The following is an 18,403-nucleotide window of genomic DNA, read 5'->3' on the forward strand; positions in this document are numbered from 1 at the left end:
TCGGAAACCTTTTCGACGATTTCCATCTAAACATACACTATTAGTGTTTGGTTTTAATAATTGATTCACAAAATACGTGACACTGAAGTTGAAGTTAGATTGGGAGAAGACCACTATCTTATTAAAGTAACACTCCCTTTTAATAGCGTTGTGCTTTGCCTGCTTTTGATCACATAGTAATATACACCTACCGGAACATCCTTTCCTTTAATTTTACCATCCCATTGTGGATTTGACCCATTGGTTTGGAACACAATATTGCCGGAACGGTTAAAGATTTGTAAAGAGGTTTGTGGTTCAGAATCTAATCCACCTACGCGCCAAATATCATTATATCCATCGTTATTGGGGCTAAATGCGTTAGGAATAACGAGCTCTTTACACCAGGCAGTTACTTTAAAAACCGTACTGGCTTTACAGCCTAGGACATCGGTAATCTCTACAATATAAGTACCCGGAACACTTACTTTAAAGCTGTTGGTCGCGGTTTCAACGCCGTTCCAGGTATAACTCTGATATCCCTGATCTGCGACAAGAGTGAGTTTCTCCCCCGTAAATGTGCAGATTTTGGACTCTGGTGGAATACTTAAGTTAATTTTAGCATTAACGATTACCGCTGTTGCTTCGCTCAGGTTGCTACATCCATTTTCGTTTGTCACTGTCACGGTAAAGGTGCCCGAGTTAACCACCTGAATACTTGGAGTAGTTGCGCCGTTACTCCAGGCGTATGTATAATTGGGGACCGAAGAAACCGATAAAGAGGCACTTTCACCATAGCACAATAGTCTGTCAGGCTGCTTCGAGACTACAATCACTGGCTTGGCATTAATTTTTAAAGTAAAGTCATCAGAAGCTTTTTCACAACCCAGATCATTAAACAATAAGGCTTTATAGCTGCCCTCAGCAGTGGTTTCAATCTCGTTTTGATCTGCAAAGCCGTTTTTTTCAACATCATTAAAATACCATTTTACCTTATGACCGGCAGGATTGTTGATGGAAAGTTTAGGTACATCTCCGTCACAATAAACAAGTCGGTTAGCAGTGATTTGCGGTTTAGTTATATTGAGCACATTGATCTGTACTTCTGATGATGAGGTATAAACCCCGGTACAGTTACTTACTGCGACCTTATACTTTCCGGTTTCTGCAACGGAATAATTAGCATTTGTTTGTCCCGGTAATTCACTTCCATCTTTAAACCATTTATAGGTATAATCAGTTTTACTTAGGGTTTGTAATACTTTGGATTGACCTTCACAAAGATTAATTACTGCAGGATAGTTGAGCGTAATTTCTGGTGCGCTATTTTGCTGGATAGTGAAATGCTTAGATTTCATTCTGACACCTTCGCAAAGAGCGGTAATTTGTGCCCTATATTTTCCGGTTTCAGTAAAGGTTACTTTAGTTTTTCCTACCAATTCTGGCATTTCGACATCATCTTTGTACCACTGAATGAGTAATTGGTTAAGTAAATTGTCTTGAATACCTGAATTAATTTCAACATCCTCACCGCTACAAAGACTGAAACGAACTTCATTTTCATTTTGAAGATCAGGAGTTTTACTATACCAGAAGTCATTTGTCAGTTGTTTATCTTGAAATTCCTCGCCCTCTAAAGAGGTATACAGTTTTTTGACGCCCTCGCTGGTCGCGAGCCAAATAACTTTTTCACAAGCAATGTAATCAGAGTAACCGTTAATCAAATAAGGTGTGAATTCTGTGAAATCAGTGGTAAGGTTGTTTATCTTTATCCCAGTTAAAGGTGCAAAGGCCTGAAAACTAACCTTGTTTACGTCGCTATTATAAATGTTATCGTTAATACGTTTTGGCGTATAATATAGCCCATTGTCGGTGGCGGCCAGTACAAATACATTTCTATCTAACGCAGAAAGCTGATATACAGCATCCAGGTAGTTGACAGTCTCCCCAGATATCACGGTTTTAACGGGATTGGTATCCGGACATCCACCAAATTTCTTAACATATAAACCTTGTGCAGTACCCCAAAAATCGAAAGCATAGTCACTGGACAAAACTGAGCCGTGATAGAAAAGGGAACAGCGAATATCTGAATATGCTCCTTTATCTGGAATTACAGATAAAAAAGTTGTTGGTTCTTTCTGTTTAATTATAGAATAATCAGATTCCCAGATTGAACATCTTCCTGAACTAGAAAATTTGCCTTTAAATTCGACATCTTTAATACTACTGCGGGTAATGCTGAAATCTTTGATATCATAACTCGGCTGTCTGTAAATATCAAACTTGCTTGGTATTGTTTCTCCCTTTAGCATGACATACAGATATTCATCTGTTGCAATGGCCAATTTGTCTTTAAGAAAGGTAGGGTTACCGGAGGATTGGGGAGTTTTGGTTGCATCAAGTACTACTGCTATCCCCCTGATATTCGAAACTGTACCGGGAAATACAAGCGTAGTTTTAATATGATTTTTAATCTGAATCAGTTTTTTGGGTCGAATCAGGAAGTACATTTCTGTTTCACTGTAACCGGTAAGGTCATCAACCATTTCCCCTACCATTGGACTATAAATACTAAAATCAGGTTCTGCATCCCTTTTAATATATATCTGTCCCGATTGAGTAATTGCCCACACGGTATGATCTTCATAGGTAACAACAACCTTCTTAATCGCAATACCTTGCAAGTATTGTCCGCCTGGCTGCAGACTAATCTGACCGAATGCATTGGCACTAAAAAGAGATAGCATTGTGATTACGAATGCAGTCAGACTTCTCATATTTCTTATTTTCTCATTAATTTTGATAGTGCGAAAGTAAGAAGCTGGTTCCTAACTTCATCATTCATGAACTATATATTTAAAATTAAAATAAATCATTGCTTATTGCGCTGTGGAATGCAGCAAAACATTTCATCTTTACTCATATTCATAATTGAATATGAGTTGCGATTTATACTTCTATAAAGAGAAACAAAGCTCCTTATCTGAGGAAAGTATTAAAGTATATTAAACAAGTATATAGAGCCGTCCAATGAAAATAAGAATCAATGGCTTATAGGAGATGACGCTAGCGAAATTTATTTTTCTTTCAAATTAAGCGATCTAGATGAGGAGGTATTTGAATATTATGTATACACTCAACTACCTTTGACCTTAACTTTTAAAGACCTGATTTTTTTGGAATTCAGGCATATTTTCATCTTGATCGACTATGTGAATTGATGCTTTATTTGGCATAGGTCTTAAATGAAAAAGCCTGCAAATCGTATGATATGCAGGCTTTTTCGAAATCTAGTTGCCAAGTGGCGGGGAAGGAGGGGGGCATTTGAATACCCTAGTGGTATTTTCTTGATTTTGCAGCATATTTACCGAAAATAATAATATTCTAAGTCTTAGAGTACTACTTCAGTAAGTATTCATGGGCTGGAATTACATGAATGATCTTTCCATTCTTTTCGAATTGATCTTTTTGTGAAGTAGTGACTAAAATCCCTTCCTTAATTTTAAATAATTCTAGGGCTTCAATCATACCATTGATTTCTCTATCCAAGTTATCTGGGTTTAATTCATAACATACTTGAATGGCTTGATGAAAAACCCCATTTTTAAATATAATAAAATCACATTCTCCTTTTTCCGAAAAATAATAGATTTCTTTATAAGTCCGGCGAAGATGTAAAAAGATGAGATTCTCAAATTTGCGTCCATTATCTTCGGTAAAAGATCCTGAATTTACGTTGATAAGGCCTGTATCAATTGCATAGACCTTTCTTGGGTTTGCAATTTGTTTTTTTAAAGAATAACTAAACTTAGGGACAAAATGCAATAAATAGGAATATTCCATATGCGATAAATATTCCAATACAGTACTGGTAGCCCCCACTTCAAAAATATTTTTGAGCTTATTGCCTGATACTGGTTTTCCAACGTTTGAGATTAAATACTGAGCTAAACGTTGTAATGTTCTTACGTCTTTGATGTTGTATCGAACTGCAATGTCACGAATCAATATATCTTCGAAAAGATGGTTTAGAATATCATCAGTTCTTTCTTTTATGTACTCCGGAAAGCCACCGATTTCCAGATAGCTAATTAATGATTCGGATGAAGGTTCTATTTTCTGGTAAGAAATGAACTCATGATAAGAAAATGGAAATAACTCTTTAGTAATATGTCGCCCTGTAAGTTTTGTTCCTAACTCCCTGCTTAGTAGGGAAGCGTTTGAGCCGGTAACTACGGTCTTATAGCCTTCATCTAATTTTCGTCGTACATATCTTTCCCATTCTGGTATAATTTGGATTTCATCAAACATTAGCACTGAAAGGTTCTGTTCTCGAATCAAATTATCTAATCTTAAAAAATCGTTGTTTTCAAATTCATATAATCTGGGATCTTCAAAATTGAGGTATAGTGCATCAGGGTATTTACTGTTTAATAATTGAAATAGCAAAGTGCTTTTTCCGCACCTCCTTATGCCTGATACAATTAGGGCATGTGCTGCTAAATTTGGCAATAATGGAAGTGTGTCTCGTTTTAGTCCTATGTCCTTGTTAGCTATGTTCAGGCTTTGCGCATGGATGATTTGGTTGAGAATGCTTTGAAGTATCATAAGGAAAAGTGTTTGGTGTAAAAATACAATAGTTTTGTTTACTAAACAAAGCTATTGTATTTTTACACCAAAAGAAAAATTACATCGGAGAAATGGAATGAGATATGGTATGGCACTTTTAAAGAAATTTGGAGAACACCTTGTTCTTTTGAAAAAGTTGGGAACTTTATAGGGAAGAGCTTAGCCGATGGTAAAGGAATACAATTGCTGTGATCGGTAATTAAAAATACATGATTTATTGTGAAAAATGCAATATGCACTTTTATATCAAACCAGCTTTCGTCAGAAATATACTAATGAAGCATAATAAATATGTTATGCTTAATAAATCGTAGTGGGTTATTAAATATATTTTAGTTTATTTATTTTGAAATACAACATAATAAGTAGCCTTGCCGGCTAAATCTATTTTTAAAGAAATGAAAATGAGCGGCATTTCCCCTAAAAGTCTATATGAACAAGTTTTGACGGGTTTCAATTTATCTTAGGACGGCAAGTATTTATTTATGATAGCCCTGTGCGTGCTTTAATAACAGAGGTTTGTCCCTGATATGTCCTGAAATAGAAAAAGGAGCCTCTAAGGACTCCTTTTGCAATAGTGCGGGGAATCGGATTACCCACTGCAACATCTACAGGAACTTTTCAGAATAATCAGGGAAATTTACAAGAATAAGGAGCGAATGGATGAAAAGGGTAATGTGTAAATTGAACAGGTAGTAGATTTAGAGCCTCTAATGTTATTTAAACGCGGATTCAAATTGTCCAGAATATAAAATTACCTAGTATAGAATTCCTGAAACACTCTACTAAGCATCTTTGAAGGTTGCTGATCTGATTTTGGATTAATTAACTGATGTTCACCAAGTATAAACAAATTATACCGATGACCGGTAATTTCAGTTTTTAGTATATATGATTAACACAATACCAAAACGAGAGATGATTATTACCTATACTATTGAGTGGGGAAGTACGAGTGCAATTGTAAAAATAAAACTTTAAAAGCATATAAACTTACTTAAAGTTGCATTAATTGTTAAAATAAGTGATTCTTTAAATGCTTATTTGTACATTTACGTAAAAATAAGCACTATTATGAGTTTCGATACCGTTATTCCAACATCCAAACGAATAGAGCGTTTGCAATACGAAAACCCTTGGTGGGCATCGGGCAATGTGCAGCAAACCTATCAAGATATGTCTAAAAGGCTGTATTTTGATTTGTTTTACCCTTTTGTAAAAGAAATAGCCATCAAGCGTGCCGTAGTACTTATGGGGCCACGCCGTGTGGGTAAAACAGTAATGATGTATCATACCATTCAAGAACTTATTAAAGAAAAAATTGTACCACAAAAAATATTTTTCATAGGTATTGATAACCCTATTTATATGCATCTGAGTTTAGAAGATATTCTGCTCTTGGCAAAAGAAGCTGTGCAACTAGATAGTATAGAAGGTTGTTTTGTTTTTTTTGATGAAATTCAATACCTCAAAGATTGGGAACGCCACCTAAAAGTATTGGTAGATTCTTATCCCAAAACAAAATTCATCGTATCAGGTTCGGCTGCAGCAGCCTTACGATTGCAAAGCTCCGAAAGCGGTGCTGGTCGTTTTACCGATTTTATGTTGCCACCGCTTACTTTTCACGAATACATACATTTAAAAGGATTAAACCATTTAGTACAACCTAAAACCATCATGTACAATGGTAAAGAAATTCCTTTTTTTACCACACACGACAATAGGGCATTCAACAAAGAATTTTTTCACTACCTCAACTTTGGTGGCTATCCGGAAGTAGTCCTATCGGAAAAAATACAGAGCGATATGGGGCGTTACGTAAAAAATGATATTGTAGATAAAGTATTGCTTCGGGATTTACCTAGTTTATATGGCATTAAAGACGTACAGGAATTAAATAGCTTTTTTAGTTACCTGGCCTATAATACAGGAAATGAATTTTCTTTTGAACGTTTAGGAAAAGACAGCGGTATTACTAAAGAAATCATCAAAAAATATTTAGAGTACTTGGAAGCAGCATTTTTAATCAAAGTGATTCATAAGATTGATGATAACGCTAAAAAGTTTAAAAGAGTAACAAGTTTTAAAGTCTATTTAACCAATTCCTCTTTACGAACCGCTTTATTTTCACCAATTGTAGAAACCGATAAAGAAACTGGCAATATGGTCGAAACAGCTATTTTTTCGCAATGGATGCATCGTGAAAATCTTGATTTAAAATATGCCCGATGGAAAATGGGACGCTCCGAAGGCGAAGTGGATATTGTATTACTGGACAACAAATTGTTTAAACCCCAATGGTGCATAGAAATCAAATGGAGCAATCGTTATGTGGAAAAACCACAAGAATTGAATAGCTTAATCTATTTCTGTAAGCAAAATAATTTCAAAGCCACATTGGTAACCACCATCGATATATCAGACAACAAAACCATTGAAGATATAAATATCACTTATGTGCCAGCAGCTGTGTATGCTTATAATATCGGGGTTAATACACTTGAAATAAAATCTAATTGGTAATACAATGCTAAACGAAAACTTCACTTGCCTATAGGATGGAATTCGTCCAAAAATTGATGCCATTATTGCGGAGAGTGGTGGATTAGCTCGCTGATCCCTGAGGGGGGCTTCAGGCAAAAATGCTGTCGCTGCGCTCCTGGCTATTTTTTGTCTTCATCTAGCCTTGCACGAAACGTGCAGATCTGGCTGTAAACAAAAAATGCCACCCGAATTGGGTAGCATTTTTGTTTGGCGGAGAGTGGGGGATTCGAACCCCAGCTTAAAATTCCGCTCTATATGGCTTAAAAGACACTTCTGGTAACTGACTCACCGAATCACTCAGCCGTATTTTCTTAACTGCAAATGCTATTGTATAAAATTAAAAAAAAACTTATTCATAATTAGATAATTAACAGAAGAAAATATTAATTTGAAAGTAGTTCTTTGGTTAGTTTGTGACTTATTAGTTTAATCAGTCAACTTTCTCATATTCCAGTGACCCTGTTTTATCATTACTGATTATTCTCTTTTTGCTATCAAAATAATCTACAGTAAAAGTGAGAGAAATGATACTGATTTTAATCGTCAGTTTTTTGTTGTCATCCGATAACTTCCATTTCCCTTTGCGTGATTTATCTCCGTTAATTCCATTAAATTCTCCGCCTTCCACAAAAACCTGATAGGTGTCTTTCGGTGAACTCACCACACCATCTTTGGTTTCTTTTACAAGTTTCCACTTTCCGACAAGTTCTTTTGAAGTTTGGGCGTAGCCAGTAAAGCCCACTATGCAAGATAGGAAGGTAATCAAAATTTTAATCTGCATTTTTTTCATCTTTATTTTTTTGCCAAACTAGTGATTTAATAAATAGGGAACAATTAATTATTCATCGATCACCGCTAAAAACCGGGATAAGCAAATTAAAGGTGAAATACTTGTATTTGAAAAAATGTTTAAAGAACTAGGCCTCAATCCACATTTGGCCTTTGCTAATATTAAAAGCCACGGTTATTTCATTGCAACAATCGGCATTAGGACCTTTAGTACTAATTATTATTATGTAGATACTATATACTCAGACCTCATGCAAAAGAATATGTGGCAGCTGGCTATTCTATTGGCGCTAAAACATTAGAAATTAACTGATATTCCATATGTTATAGTTTATGTGCCTTTAGCCAACGATTTATAAATTTCTGATTAAATCTTATGAATAAATATCATTTAGACTTGTAAGTTATTTAACCCACTATGCCTCTGCTATAAATTTGAGTCAGTCGGTCCAGTGAAACTTTGGGCGCTGTTATGCGAGCATCTTTCAGACAAGGTCAAAATAAAACTTGTTCTTTACGTTTAAAAAATAGTGGGGCTGTGTATATGCTGAGCGCTTAAATCAATAGCTCGATGAATTGTGATTCTTTATTGAAATACCCAATTAGTCCTTATTTTTATTGTAGATCATTCATGGAAAATACAATCGATTTGCTATATTAGTGTTGTATTTCTACTTTTTATTTCTTAAGGAGATAAGATCTAGTGGGAAAAAATAATACTTTGTAAACAATTCAACTAATATAAGTAGAAAGCCCGGTTTAAAGGTGTTGTTAGTACAGAGAGAAATCAAAATCATTAGCGTGATTACAATTTGTATGCAGAGATACTTGCATGCTCAAAAAAAAGATCAGGTATGCAGTCTTAATCCAATGATTGACAGATTGAGTTCTGGGCAGTGAACGAAGGAGGAAGAATTGAAATAGGGGGAATTCCAGATACACTGGAGATTTCTTTAAATCTTTACCAAAATTTTAATGCGTGAAAAAAATCATCCCACTAATCATCGCGGCCACCTTCGGCTTGGCAACATTTAGCCAGGCACAGCAAAAGGATCAGACAACATTGACAGATACAATTAAAAATTATTCGGCCTACAAGCGAAAAATGACCTTTGCCGGAGTTCTACAGACGCGTTATGTGCTTTCTTTAGATAAAAATGTAGATATCAACGGTAAACATTTTGATCCTGCCACTTCTAAGGCAATATCAAACAGTTTTCTGGTCAAACGTGCCAGGGTGATGGTAAAAGGGGATATAAATGACCATTTTTCGGCAAACATATTGGCGAATCTTGCTGAATTTAATAGCGATCCGGCCAATAAGGTGCTTGAAAACGCTTATATTAAATATTCGCTCAATCCGTATTTTCAGGTGCAGGCGGGGCAGTTCAGGCCATTTTTTGGGATTGAGGACGCACTTCCTGTTGATATTATCCGAACGCTCGACTTTTCCAATCAGTATTATGCTTTTGGTAAAAACGGCTGGCAGAGTTTTCAAACAGGGCTTTCGGTTTTAGGCAAAGTAACAAAGAACGGTAAACTCAGGTATTTTGCCGGCGCTTATAATGGAAACAACAAAAACCAGTCTTCGGATGATAACAATACCAAGAATCTTTATACTAGGTTAGAAACAGATCTGATCAAAGATTTTACCCTCGGTATAAATGCCGGTTCAGGAAGTCTTGCTTCCAGTGGGATCGGAAACGCCTATGGTGCGGATGCGACTGCAAAGATAGCACTATCCGGGAAAATTGTTCTACTGTTAATGGCCGAATATAAAACAGGCGCTAACTTTCTTGCATATAATGCTGATAAGCAGCCTGAACGCCCTGATTTGGATGAATATAAAATGCATGGCTTTTATTTCTTTCCCACACTACGTTTAAATCACGGCAGCCGTAGGCTCCGTGCTATAGAATTTTCCTGCAGATATGAGTATTTTGATGAAAATTACAAGCTTGCAAGCAATCCGCGACAAACTGTTATCCCAAATGTATCGCTTGTTTTTGCCGATGATTTTTTTGCGGCACTCCAGATGGGGGTAGCAATTGATCGGTACAAAAATCAGATCCCGCTTTCCAATACTTATAACCATAACCTGGGATACGTACAGTTACAGATACGCTTTTAATTTAAAAACATGAAAGAGATCAATTTAAAATCGCTCATTATCACACTTGTTATCGGCCTGGCCATTTGGCTTATTCCAGCTCCTGAAGGCGTAAAACCCAATGCCTGGCATCTGCTGGCTATTTTTGTAGCTACAATTGTGGGCATTATTTCAAAAGCAGCCTCTATGGGCACAATGGCCATTATTGGGATCACACTTTGTGCCGCTACACAGGTTCTTGCTCCAGGTGATCCGACAAAATCCATCACTAATGCCTTAAGTGGCTTTGGTAATTCAACAATCTGGCTCATAGGTCTGGCTTTCTTTATTGCGAGAGGTTTTATCAAAACCGGCCTGGGTACGCGGATTGCCTATAGTTTTATCAGGATCTTTGGCAAAAGTCCACTGGGCTTAGCTTATGGACTGAATACTGCCGATCTGATCCTCGCACCAGCGATCCCGAGCAATACCGCAAGGGCGGGAGGTGTCATCTTTCCGATCATGAAATCCATCGCGGTAAATATGGGCTCATTGCCAGAAGAGCCCGTTAGTCATAGAAAGATCGGAGCTTTTTTAACTTTAAGCAGTTATAATGCAAATATGATTACCTCGGTTATGTTTTTAACCGCTACAGCCAGTAACCCGATGGCGCAGAAATTTGCCAAGGATCTGGGAATTACCATTACCTGGGGAAGTTGGGCCATTGCAGCTATTGTTCCCGGCCTGGTATGTTTCCTCCTTATTCCACTTTTTCTATATAGGTTTTACCCGCCAGAATTAAAAACGACTAAAGAAGCCCCGGCAATCGCGGCAAAACAATTAAAAGAAATGGGACCTATTACCTTGCCCGAGTGGCTGATGGTAGCAACATTTGTAATCCTGTTGGTACTCTGGATTTTTGGAAATCTTTTTGCGATAGATGCGACCACAGGTGCGCTTATCGGACTGTGCATCCTGCTTTTATGCGGTGTGCTCACCTGGGATGATGTGAAATCGGAAAAAGGCGCCTGGGATACCATTGTATGGTTTTCTTCATTGGTAATGATGGGATCGTTCTTGAATTCTTTGGGTTTTATCGGTTGGTTCGGTCATCTGGTAGGTGCAGAAATGGCTCATTTGAGCTGGCAGCTAGCCTTTCCGGTTATTATCCTGGTTTATTCCTATTGTCATTATATGTTTGCCAGTGCAACCGCACAGGTAGCGGCTATGTATTCTGTTTTCCTTGCTGTTGGTATTGCTGTTGGGGTACCTGGTACCATGCTTGCCATTTTCTTAGGCGCCTGTGCTTCTTTGATGGGCTCATTGACCCACTACGGACATGGACCAGCCCCGATATTTTTCGGCAGCACTTATGTCGATCTTAAGGACTGGTGGAAACAGGGCTTTTTTATGAGCACATTGTTTCTGTTGGTCTGGTTTTTAGTGGGTGGCTTATGGTGGAAGATAATCGGGCTATGGTAGGTCGACCTTAATAAACAATTATCCCTTTATAATATAGCGTGATGAAACAGACAACACTCATATATAAGCTCATCATGGCCTCAACAGGGCTGTTTCTTTGCTTTTTTCTCATTATCCATTTGTTGGGAAACCTACAGTTATTATTGCCGCCATCTACCGCCAGAGAGCAGTTTAACTGGTACTCGCATCTTCTGTCGGGGAATATTATCATCAACGTCATCTCGTATATCCTGTATCTTTCATTAATAGGCCATGCGGTTTATGCACTGTTAATCTCCCGAAAGAACAGTAAAGCTAATGGAGCGAAATATGTTTATGACAGGCGAGGTGAGGTAAGTACCTGGAACAGTAGGAATATGGGCATTCTGGGAACAATTATACTGGTTTTTCTTGTCATCCATTTTAAAGATTACTGGTATGTGTACAAATTTGGCAGTCTTCCATTGGATGAAAAGGGGAATAAGGACCTGTACTTAATTGTTGTAAGATCTTTTCAGCAAGGATGGTATGTATTTGTTTACGAAATTTCGTTTTTGGCCTTAGGCTTTCACCTGCTGCACGGCTTTTTTGGTGCTACCAGAACTTTGGGGATTTATCATCCCAAATATGTTAAAGTAATGCGGGTTCTTGGCTGGGTATATACCACATTGATCACCCTTGGTTTTATGACGATCCCTTTATATGTTTATTTTAATCACATTTAATTATGCTGAACTCGAAAATCTCACCCGGCGAGCTTGCCAACAAATGGACGAACTATAAGGATACTTCCAAACTCATCAATCCAGCGAACCGCAAAAAGCTTAATATCATCGTGGTTGGCACTGGTTTGGCTGGCGCTTCTTGTGCGGCTACGCTGGCCGAACAAGGATATAATGTGACTAGTTTTTGTTTTCAGGATTCGGCACGAAGAGCGCATTCAGTTGCAGCTCAGGGCGGTGTGAATGCGGCTAAAAATTATAAAAACGATGGTGACAGCGTTTATAGAATGTTCTACGATACCATTAAAGGTGGGGATTTCCGCTCGCGTGAAGCAAACGTGTACCGTTTGGCCGAATGTTCACTGGCCCTGATCGATCAGGCCGTGGCCCAGGGGGTTCCTTTTGCAAGGGAATATGGCGGCTATCTGGATAACCGTTCTTTTGGTGGTGTACAGGTCTCGCGCACTTTTTATGCCAGGGGCCAAACCGGGCAACAATTGATGATCGGAGCCTATCAGGCATTAATGCGGCAGGTTAATGCAGGGAAGGTAAAAACATATACTCGCCACGAAATGCTCGATCTGGTACTAGTTGGTGGAAAAGCAAGGGGCGTTATTGTCCGTAACCTTGAAACGGGAGAAATTGAACGTTATGCTGCCCATGCTGTAGTGTTAGCTACAGGAGGATATGGGAAAGTATATTACCTCTCTACACTGGCAATGGGCTGTAATACTTCAGCAATCTGGCGGGCACATAAAAAAGGTGCATTTATGTCGGGGGTGAGCTGGGTACAGTTTCATCCTACCTGTTTGCCCCAGATTGGCGAAACACAGTCTAAACTAACCCTGATGTCCGAATCGCTCCGTAACGATGGCAGGATCTGGGTGCCCCTAAAAGCGGGGGATACCAGAACGCCAAACGATATCCCTGAGGAAGAAAGAGATTATTATCTTGAGCGGCGATACCCTGCTTTTGGTAACCTTTCTCCCCGCGATATTTCTTCGAGAGCTGCAAAAGAACGAATTGATGCTGGATGTGGGGTTGGCCCGATGAAAAACGCGGTATGCCTTGATTTTTCCAGAGCGATAAAGGAACAGGGAAAAGACAAGATTGAAGAAAAATACGGCAACCTGTTTAGGATGTACAATAAAATCAACGGTGTAAATGCATATAAAGAGCCTATGCTCATTTCGCCTGCAGCCCATTTTACCATGGGAGGCCTGTGGGTAGATTACGAGCTGATGACCACCATACCGGGACTCTTTGCTTTGGGCGAGGCCAATTTTTCTGACCATGGGGCAAACCGTTTAGGGGCCAACTCTTTATTGCAGGCCTGTGTTGATGGCTATTTTATCGCGCCTTATACCATCCCAAATTACCTTTCAGGAGAAATTAAAGGTGAGGAAATCACTACGGATCATCCTGCATTTGCTGAGGCCGAAATATTGGTAAAGGAAGAGATTAGGCAGTTCTTAAGCTGTAATGGACACCTCTCTGCCGATTATTTCCATAAAACTTTGGGTAAACTGCTTTACGATAAATGTGGATTGTCGCGTACCAAAGAAAGCCTGGAACAGGCAATAATTGAAATCAGGGCATTGAAGAAATCTTTTGACCACGAACTTAAGATCACAGGAGATAATGGAATCAACTCGGAACTGGAAAAAGCAGGGCGGGTTTCTGATTTTTTGGAACTGGGCGAGCTGATGTGTTATGATGCCTTACAGCGCGAAGAATCCTGCGGAGCGCATTTCAGGGAAGAATATCAGACTGCTGATGGGGAGGCTGTGCGTAATGATGAAGATTTTTGCTATGTATCAGCCTGGGAATGGAAAGGCAAGGGGCAGCAACAGGAGTTACATAAAGAACCGCTCAGCTTCGAAGCGGTAAAGCTTACAGTTAGAAGTTATAAATAGTTAAGGAAGGATTATTATGAAATTATATCTCAAAATCTGGCGACAGGAGCATAAGGAATCAAAAGGAAGTATGGTGAATTATGAAGTTGATGGGATTTCTGTGCATATGTCCTTTTTGGAAATGCTGGATCTGTTGAACGAGAGGCTGATCCAAAAAGGAGAGCGGGTGATCGAATTTGACCACGACTGTAGAGAAGGGATCTGTGGTACCTGTGGCTTGATGATCAATGGCCGTGCACATGGGCCGTTAAAAGGCACTACAACCTGCCAGCTGCACATGAGGACCTTCAAAGATGGTGAGACGGTTTACATCGAGCCTTTTAGAGCAGCAGCTTTTCCGGTCCTGCGCGATCTTAAGATAGACCGTTCGGCTTTTGATCATATCATCCAGGCGGGGGGCTACATTTCAGCATCCACAGGGCAGGCACCAGAACCTAACAGTATTTTAATAGCTCATGAAACAGCTGAGGCCGCATTTGATGCTGCAGCATGTATAGGCTGTGGAGCCTGTGTGGCTACCTGTAAAAACTCAAGCGCTGCACTTTTTACTTCAGCTAAAATATCCCATCTGGTTCTTCTGCCCCAGGGAAAAGTAGAATCATCAGATCGGGTTATAAATATGGTTAACAGGATGGATGAAGAAGGATTTGGGCACTGTTCCAATACCGAGGCCTGCGAAGCAGAGTGCCCACAGGAAATTTCAGTGCTACATATTGCAAGGATGAATGCCGGTTACAACAAAGCCTTAGTTATACGTAAATAATTTGCCAATCTGGCGGGCCCGAAGCGGAAAGCGATTAGAATTGGCACTTATGTGTATGATATGAAAGTGCGTTTTTCTGTGGAATTACTATATCTACAATATTTATATTCACGAGAACTTATCCTCAGCACGCTTTAAAGAGTTATGAACTTGGGATTATTGACATTTGTTGAAACTAATAGATACGTCCAAGTTGAGTACAGCAATAAAAGGCCGCGACGTGACAAAGACTACTTTTGGGAAACCCAATATGAATACGGTTGAGGGTAATATCGCAGATTTTCTGTTGAATCATATGAAAGATTAAAATGTGTAAATACATTTAGGATCTGTATGTTCTTGTTTAGCTTATGTAATCAGGTTGCGGCATAGGCTAAGCTGACGATGCGCTTCAAAGATCTTCATCTGCAGGTCCGTTAGGTAGGCGTTCACGGACCTTGTATCCTCTTTTTTCCCATTGATCCGACCGGTGGCAACAATCCACTTCTCCGGTTCACAGGATCTTCCTTTAGTGATTTCGGATCTTTTACCATCATCAGTAATCCTCATGTAGATTGCTACAGGGCCGTTTTGATAATTTTTTGACTTCTACAAATAGAAGAGCAAGCTGAAATTGGTTTTCATAATGTCTTACATTATTGGTTAACAAATTTAGCTTTGCAGTATTCAAAAGATTTAAATGTGCAAATACATTTAGGATCTGTATGTTCTTGTTTAGCTTATGTAATCAGGTTGCGGCATAGGCTAAGCTGACGATGCGCTTCAAAGATCTTCATCTGCAGGTCCGTTAGGTAGGCGTTCACGGACCTTGTATCCTCTTTTTTCCCATTGATCCGACCGGTGGCAACAATCCACTTCTCCGGTTCACAGGATCTTCCTTTAGTGATTTCGGATCTTTTACCATCATCAGTAATCCTCATGTAGATTGCTACAGGGCCGTTTTGATAATTTTTTGACTTCTACAAATAGAAGAGCAAGCTGAAATTGGTTTTCATAATGTCTTACATTAATGGTTAACAAATTTAGCTTTGCAATATTCAAAAGATTTAAATGTGCAAATACATTTAGGATCTGTATGTTCTTGTTTAGCCTTTGTAAACACCGAATACTATTGTTTAGATTTTTTCTATATTTATAGCGTGATCCCTAACCAGTCGCAAAATAAAAGTGCAAAGCTTTTTTGTTTTTTATGAAACCAAGCAGTATACTTTCTGAGGTTGATTTAATTGTCACGCTAAAATTGGGTAAAGAAGGAGCGTTTACCGAAATTTATAACCAGTACTGGGCCGGATTATATTTATATATCCGTCGCATGTTTCCTAAGAGCGGCAAAATGCGGGCTATTGTTCAGTAACGATTTATTAATTTTTGGAAAAACCGTACAAATTTAAAATACGCTGACCTGAAAAATTTTAACTTTCTAATGTCTGTAAACTTAATTCAATATATTTAGATCAACTAAATGGAGGAGCACCCAGATTTATTGCATGGCAGCAATTTAAAACCGCACTGGAGTTTGTTTATTGCAAATGGAGACGGTGATGCTTTTAAAAAGATTTATCTACATTATTATCACTATTTTAGTTTTATTTCTCTAAAAAAGGGTTTTTCTAGCAGCAAGACTAATGATGTTTTTAACGAATTGTTTCTTTACATCTGGGAAAACCAGGGTAAACTGACGCACATACACGATCATCACAATTACCTTGTTACCGCATTTTTACGCAAACTTTATAAAAGGAAAAAATATGACCTGGATGACTATGTATTGAATGATGATTTTCCTGATCTGGTCGTAACGAACTCTGTTGAGGCCGATTATATTGCAAAAGGTACACAACAAGACGTAAGCAGGATTTTGAATAGCTTTCTCGATAAATTGCCTCAGCGACAAAAATCATTGATTTACCAAAAATTTTATCTTGGCCTGAGTTATAAGGAAATTGCTCTGGCAAATAACATTTCCATTAACACAGTTTACAATACCATTTATAATGCTGTTGATAAACTTAAGGAATTAATGGGAAAAGAGCAGGTTAAACTGCTTTCACTCGCGTTATTAATACTTTCTGCTTTTTTTTACTTTTTTTTTGTTAAACAGTAGTGAAAATCTAATGGAGGTTGCTCTATTGTTTAAAACCAAGTATAATGCAGTATCAAAATATTAGAGCACTTCTGGAAGACGAGCGTTTTTTAAATTATTGCCTCAAGAAAAATCCGGAAGATGTCCATTATTGGGAGCAATGGCTGATAGCCAATCCCGACCGTAGGGATGAGATAAACGGCCTAAAAGCAATGGTATTGCTACTAGGCAATAGCCTATCTGCACAAGAGGCTGAAAACCAGTTTGCCAAACTGGATTATCGTATTTCAGGTGGAAATACCATATTCAGGCTTCGCTGGTTTAATCTTTTTACAAAATATGCCGTTGCAGCTTCATTGATGTTAATTTTAGGTGCAGGGCTGTTTTTTAGAAATGACCGCCATTCTAACAACGAACATTTGAGCAAAGTTTCGGTGAAAGATATTACGCCCGGTAGTAACAAAGCTATGCTCACCCTGGCCAACGGAACAAAAATTAATCTCAATCAGGTCTCAAACGGCCAACTGGCCTCCGAATCTGGTGTTAATATTGTAAAAACAGCCAATGGTCAATTGGTTTATGATCTATCTGGTGCAACTGGTCAAGCTAGTGAGGTCGGTTACAATACTATCGAGGTTCCGGCAGGCGGACAATGGCAGATCATTCTTCCAGATCAAACTAAGGTTTGGCTAAACGCCCAATCGAGTATAACCTATCCAACCAAATTTGCCGGTAACGTAAGAAGGGTAAAAATAACGGGCGAGGCTTATTTTGAAGTTGCGCATCACAAAAAACTACCTTTTAGAGTAGAGAGTGGCGCACAGCTAGTCGAAGTATTAGGAACCCATTTCAATATCATGGCATATGCGGACGATAGACTGATTAAAACCACTTTACTAGAAGGTTCGGTAAAGGTGGTTAACAAAGGGCAATCTCAATTATTAAAGCCTGGCCAGCAGGCGCAGGTGAATGCCAGGGGTATCGTTTTATCAGATGATGTAGATATAGAGGAAGCAGTGGCATGGAAAAATGGAGATTTTCAGTTCAATGAAAACCTTGAAGGCATTATGACCAAAATTGCCAGATGGTATGATGTTGAAATAGTGTACCAAGTCAAGCCAGATGCAGACCTTACCTTTTCGGGTAAAATTTCGAGATCAAGAAATCTATCTGCCATTTTAAAGATGCTCGAATATAATGGCGACGTACATTTTAAAATTGAAGGAAGGAGGGTTACTGTGATCAATTAATACTTTATCATGGTAATGCCAAAAAATGGCTGAAAGTGCGTCAACACTTTCAACCGGGCGATGGGATTACCCTTTCCGGAAAACCGGAATAAAAAATGACTTGAACCATTTTCAACTAAACCCAACAATTCAAATTTATGAATTTAAACTTACAATCCAGGCATGGAGGCAACCG

12 protein-coding genes and 2 pseudogenes are annotated in these 18,403 nt (G+C 38.6%); 9 read left to right on the top strand and 5 right to left on the bottom strand.

The window, feature by feature from the left end:
• Positions 1-113: 113 nt before the first annotated feature.
• A complete protein-coding gene (locus R2S57_RS03885) occupies positions 114-2,759 on the bottom strand; it encodes a gliding motility-associated C-terminal domain-containing protein (protein WP_316843798.1) in 2,646 nt (881 codons plus the stop codon).
• 622 nt (positions 2,760-3,381) lie between these two features.
• Positions 3,382-4,590 carry an ATP-binding protein gene (locus tag R2S57_RS03890; protein WP_316843799.1) on the bottom strand — a complete coding sequence of 403 codons (1,209 nt, stop codon included), beginning with the start codon at positions 4,588-4,590 and terminating at the stop codon, positions 3,382-3,384.
• A gap of 1,140 nt (positions 4,591-5,730) precedes the next feature.
• On the opposite strand from R2S57_RS03890, the gene R2S57_RS03895 reads away from it, so the two are divergent.
• Positions 5,731-7,134 carry an ATP-binding protein gene (locus R2S57_RS03895; protein ID WP_316843800.1) on the top strand — a complete coding sequence of 468 codons (1,404 nt, stop codon included), beginning with the start codon at positions 5,731-5,733 and terminating at the stop codon, positions 7,132-7,134.
• A 451-nt stretch (positions 7,135-7,585) separates the two neighbouring features.
• Here the strand turns inward: R2S57_RS03895 and R2S57_RS03900 are convergent, their stop codons facing one another.
• Entirely contained in the window at positions 7,586-7,936 is a 351-nt protein-coding gene (locus R2S57_RS03900; RefSeq protein WP_316843801.1) for a hypothetical protein, read from the bottom strand.
• A 987-nt stretch (positions 7,937-8,923) separates the two neighbouring features.
• Between R2S57_RS03900 and R2S57_RS03905 the strand changes: the two genes are divergently transcribed.
• From R2S57_RS03905 to R2S57_RS03925, 5 genes are read left to right on the top strand one after another with little or no spacing between them, the layout of a single operon-like run.
• Positions 8,924-10,075 (top strand): porin, encoded by a 1,152-nt coding sequence (locus R2S57_RS03905; RefSeq protein WP_316825132.1) that lies wholly within the window; start codon positions 8,924-8,926, stop codon positions 10,073-10,075.
• Positions 10,076-10,084: 9 nt separating this feature from the next.
• Positions 10,085-11,515: an anion permease gene (locus R2S57_RS03910; RefSeq protein ID WP_316843802.1), complete on the top strand. Its 1,431-nt coding sequence runs from the start codon at positions 10,085-10,087 to the stop codon at positions 11,513-11,515.
• Positions 11,516-11,556: 41 nt separating this feature from the next.
• The gene (locus R2S57_RS03915; protein ID WP_316825134.1) at positions 11,557-12,219 is read left to right on the top strand and encodes a succinate dehydrogenase cytochrome b subunit; all 663 of its coding nucleotides are present in this window, start codon (positions 11,557-11,559) and stop codon (positions 12,217-12,219) included.
• A gap of 2 nt (positions 12,220-12,221) precedes the next feature.
• Entirely contained in the window at positions 12,222-14,132 is a 1,911-nt protein-coding gene (locus tag R2S57_RS03920) for a fumarate reductase/succinate dehydrogenase flavoprotein subunit (protein ID WP_316843803.1), read from the top strand.
• Between the two features lie 16 nt (positions 14,133-14,148).
• Positions 14,149-14,895 carry a succinate dehydrogenase/fumarate reductase iron-sulfur subunit gene (locus tag R2S57_RS03925; protein ID WP_316843804.1) on the top strand — a complete coding sequence of 249 codons (747 nt, stop codon included), beginning with the start codon at positions 14,149-14,151 and terminating at the stop codon, positions 14,893-14,895.
• Between the two features lie 348 nt (positions 14,896-15,243).
• On the opposite strand, the pseudogene R2S57_RS30460 reads toward R2S57_RS03925, so the two are convergent.
• Together R2S57_RS30460 and R2S57_RS30465 are read right to left on the bottom strand one after the other, a co-directional pair.
• Positions 15,244-15,468: pseudogene (locus tag R2S57_RS30460) on the bottom strand (Arm DNA-binding domain-containing protein); the annotation flags it as partial.
• A 146-nt stretch (positions 15,469-15,614) separates the two neighbouring features.
• Positions 15,615-15,839, bottom strand: a pseudogene (locus R2S57_RS30465) (Arm DNA-binding domain-containing protein); the annotation flags it as partial.
• Between the two features lie 245 nt (positions 15,840-16,084).
• Here R2S57_RS30465 and R2S57_RS03930 point away from each other — a divergent pair.
• The 3 genes from R2S57_RS03930 to R2S57_RS03940 all read left to right on the top strand — a co-directional run bounded on the left by R2S57_RS03930 (position 16,085) and on the right by R2S57_RS03940 (position 18,228).
• The gene (locus R2S57_RS03930; RefSeq protein WP_316843805.1) at positions 16,085-16,249 is read left to right on the top strand and encodes a hypothetical protein; all 165 of its coding nucleotides are present in this window, start codon (positions 16,085-16,087) and stop codon (positions 16,247-16,249) included.
• 108 nt (positions 16,250-16,357) lie between these two features.
• Positions 16,358-16,999: an RNA polymerase sigma factor gene (locus tag R2S57_RS03935; protein ID WP_316843806.1), complete on the top strand. Its 642-nt coding sequence runs from the start codon at positions 16,358-16,360 to the stop codon at positions 16,997-16,999.
• Positions 17,000-17,043: 44 nt separating this feature from the next.
• On the top strand, positions 17,044-18,228 hold the full coding sequence (locus R2S57_RS03940) for a FecR family protein (RefSeq protein WP_316843807.1): 1,185 nt from the start codon (positions 17,044-17,046) through the stop codon (positions 18,226-18,228).
• Positions 18,229-18,403 lie beyond the last annotated feature (175 nt).

This window comes from Pedobacter psychrodurus, assembly GCF_032678585.1.
GTDB classification, from domain to species: Bacteria; Bacteroidota; Bacteroidia; order Sphingobacteriales; family Sphingobacteriaceae; genus Pedobacter; species Pedobacter psychrodurus_A.

Excerpts from the sequence above, each read along its gene's own strand:
- R2S57_RS03885 (WP_316843798.1), bottom strand. The coding sequence starts at position 2,759 with ATGAGAAGTCTGACTGCATTCGTAATCACAATGCTATCTCTTTTTAGT.
- R2S57_RS03890 (WP_316843799.1), bottom strand. The coding sequence starts at position 4,590 with ATGATACTTCAAAGCATTCTCAACCAAATCATCCATGCGCAAAGCCTG.
- R2S57_RS03900 (WP_316843801.1), bottom strand. The coding sequence starts at position 7,936 with ATGCAGATTAAAATTTTGATTACCTTCCTATCTTGCATAGTGGGCTTT.
- R2S57_RS03910 (WP_316843802.1), top strand. The coding sequence starts at position 10,085 with ATGAAAGAGATCAATTTAAAATCGCTCATTATCACACTTGTTATCGGC.
- R2S57_RS03915 (WP_316825134.1), top strand. The coding sequence starts at position 11,557 with ATGAAACAGACAACACTCATATATAAGCTCATCATGGCCTCAACAGGG.
- R2S57_RS03920 (WP_316843803.1), top strand. The coding sequence starts at position 12,222 with ATGCTGAACTCGAAAATCTCACCCGGCGAGCTTGCCAACAAATGGACG.
- R2S57_RS03925 (WP_316843804.1), top strand. The coding sequence starts at position 14,149 with ATGAAATTATATCTCAAAATCTGGCGACAGGAGCATAAGGAATCAAAA.
- R2S57_RS03930 (WP_316843805.1), top strand. The coding sequence starts at position 16,085 with ATGAAACCAAGCAGTATACTTTCTGAGGTTGATTTAATTGTCACGCTA.
- R2S57_RS03935 (WP_316843806.1), top strand. The coding sequence starts at position 16,358 with ATGGAGGAGCACCCAGATTTATTGCATGGCAGCAATTTAAAACCGCAC.
- R2S57_RS03940 (WP_316843807.1), top strand. The coding sequence starts at position 17,044 with ATGCAGTATCAAAATATTAGAGCACTTCTGGAAGACGAGCGTTTTTTA.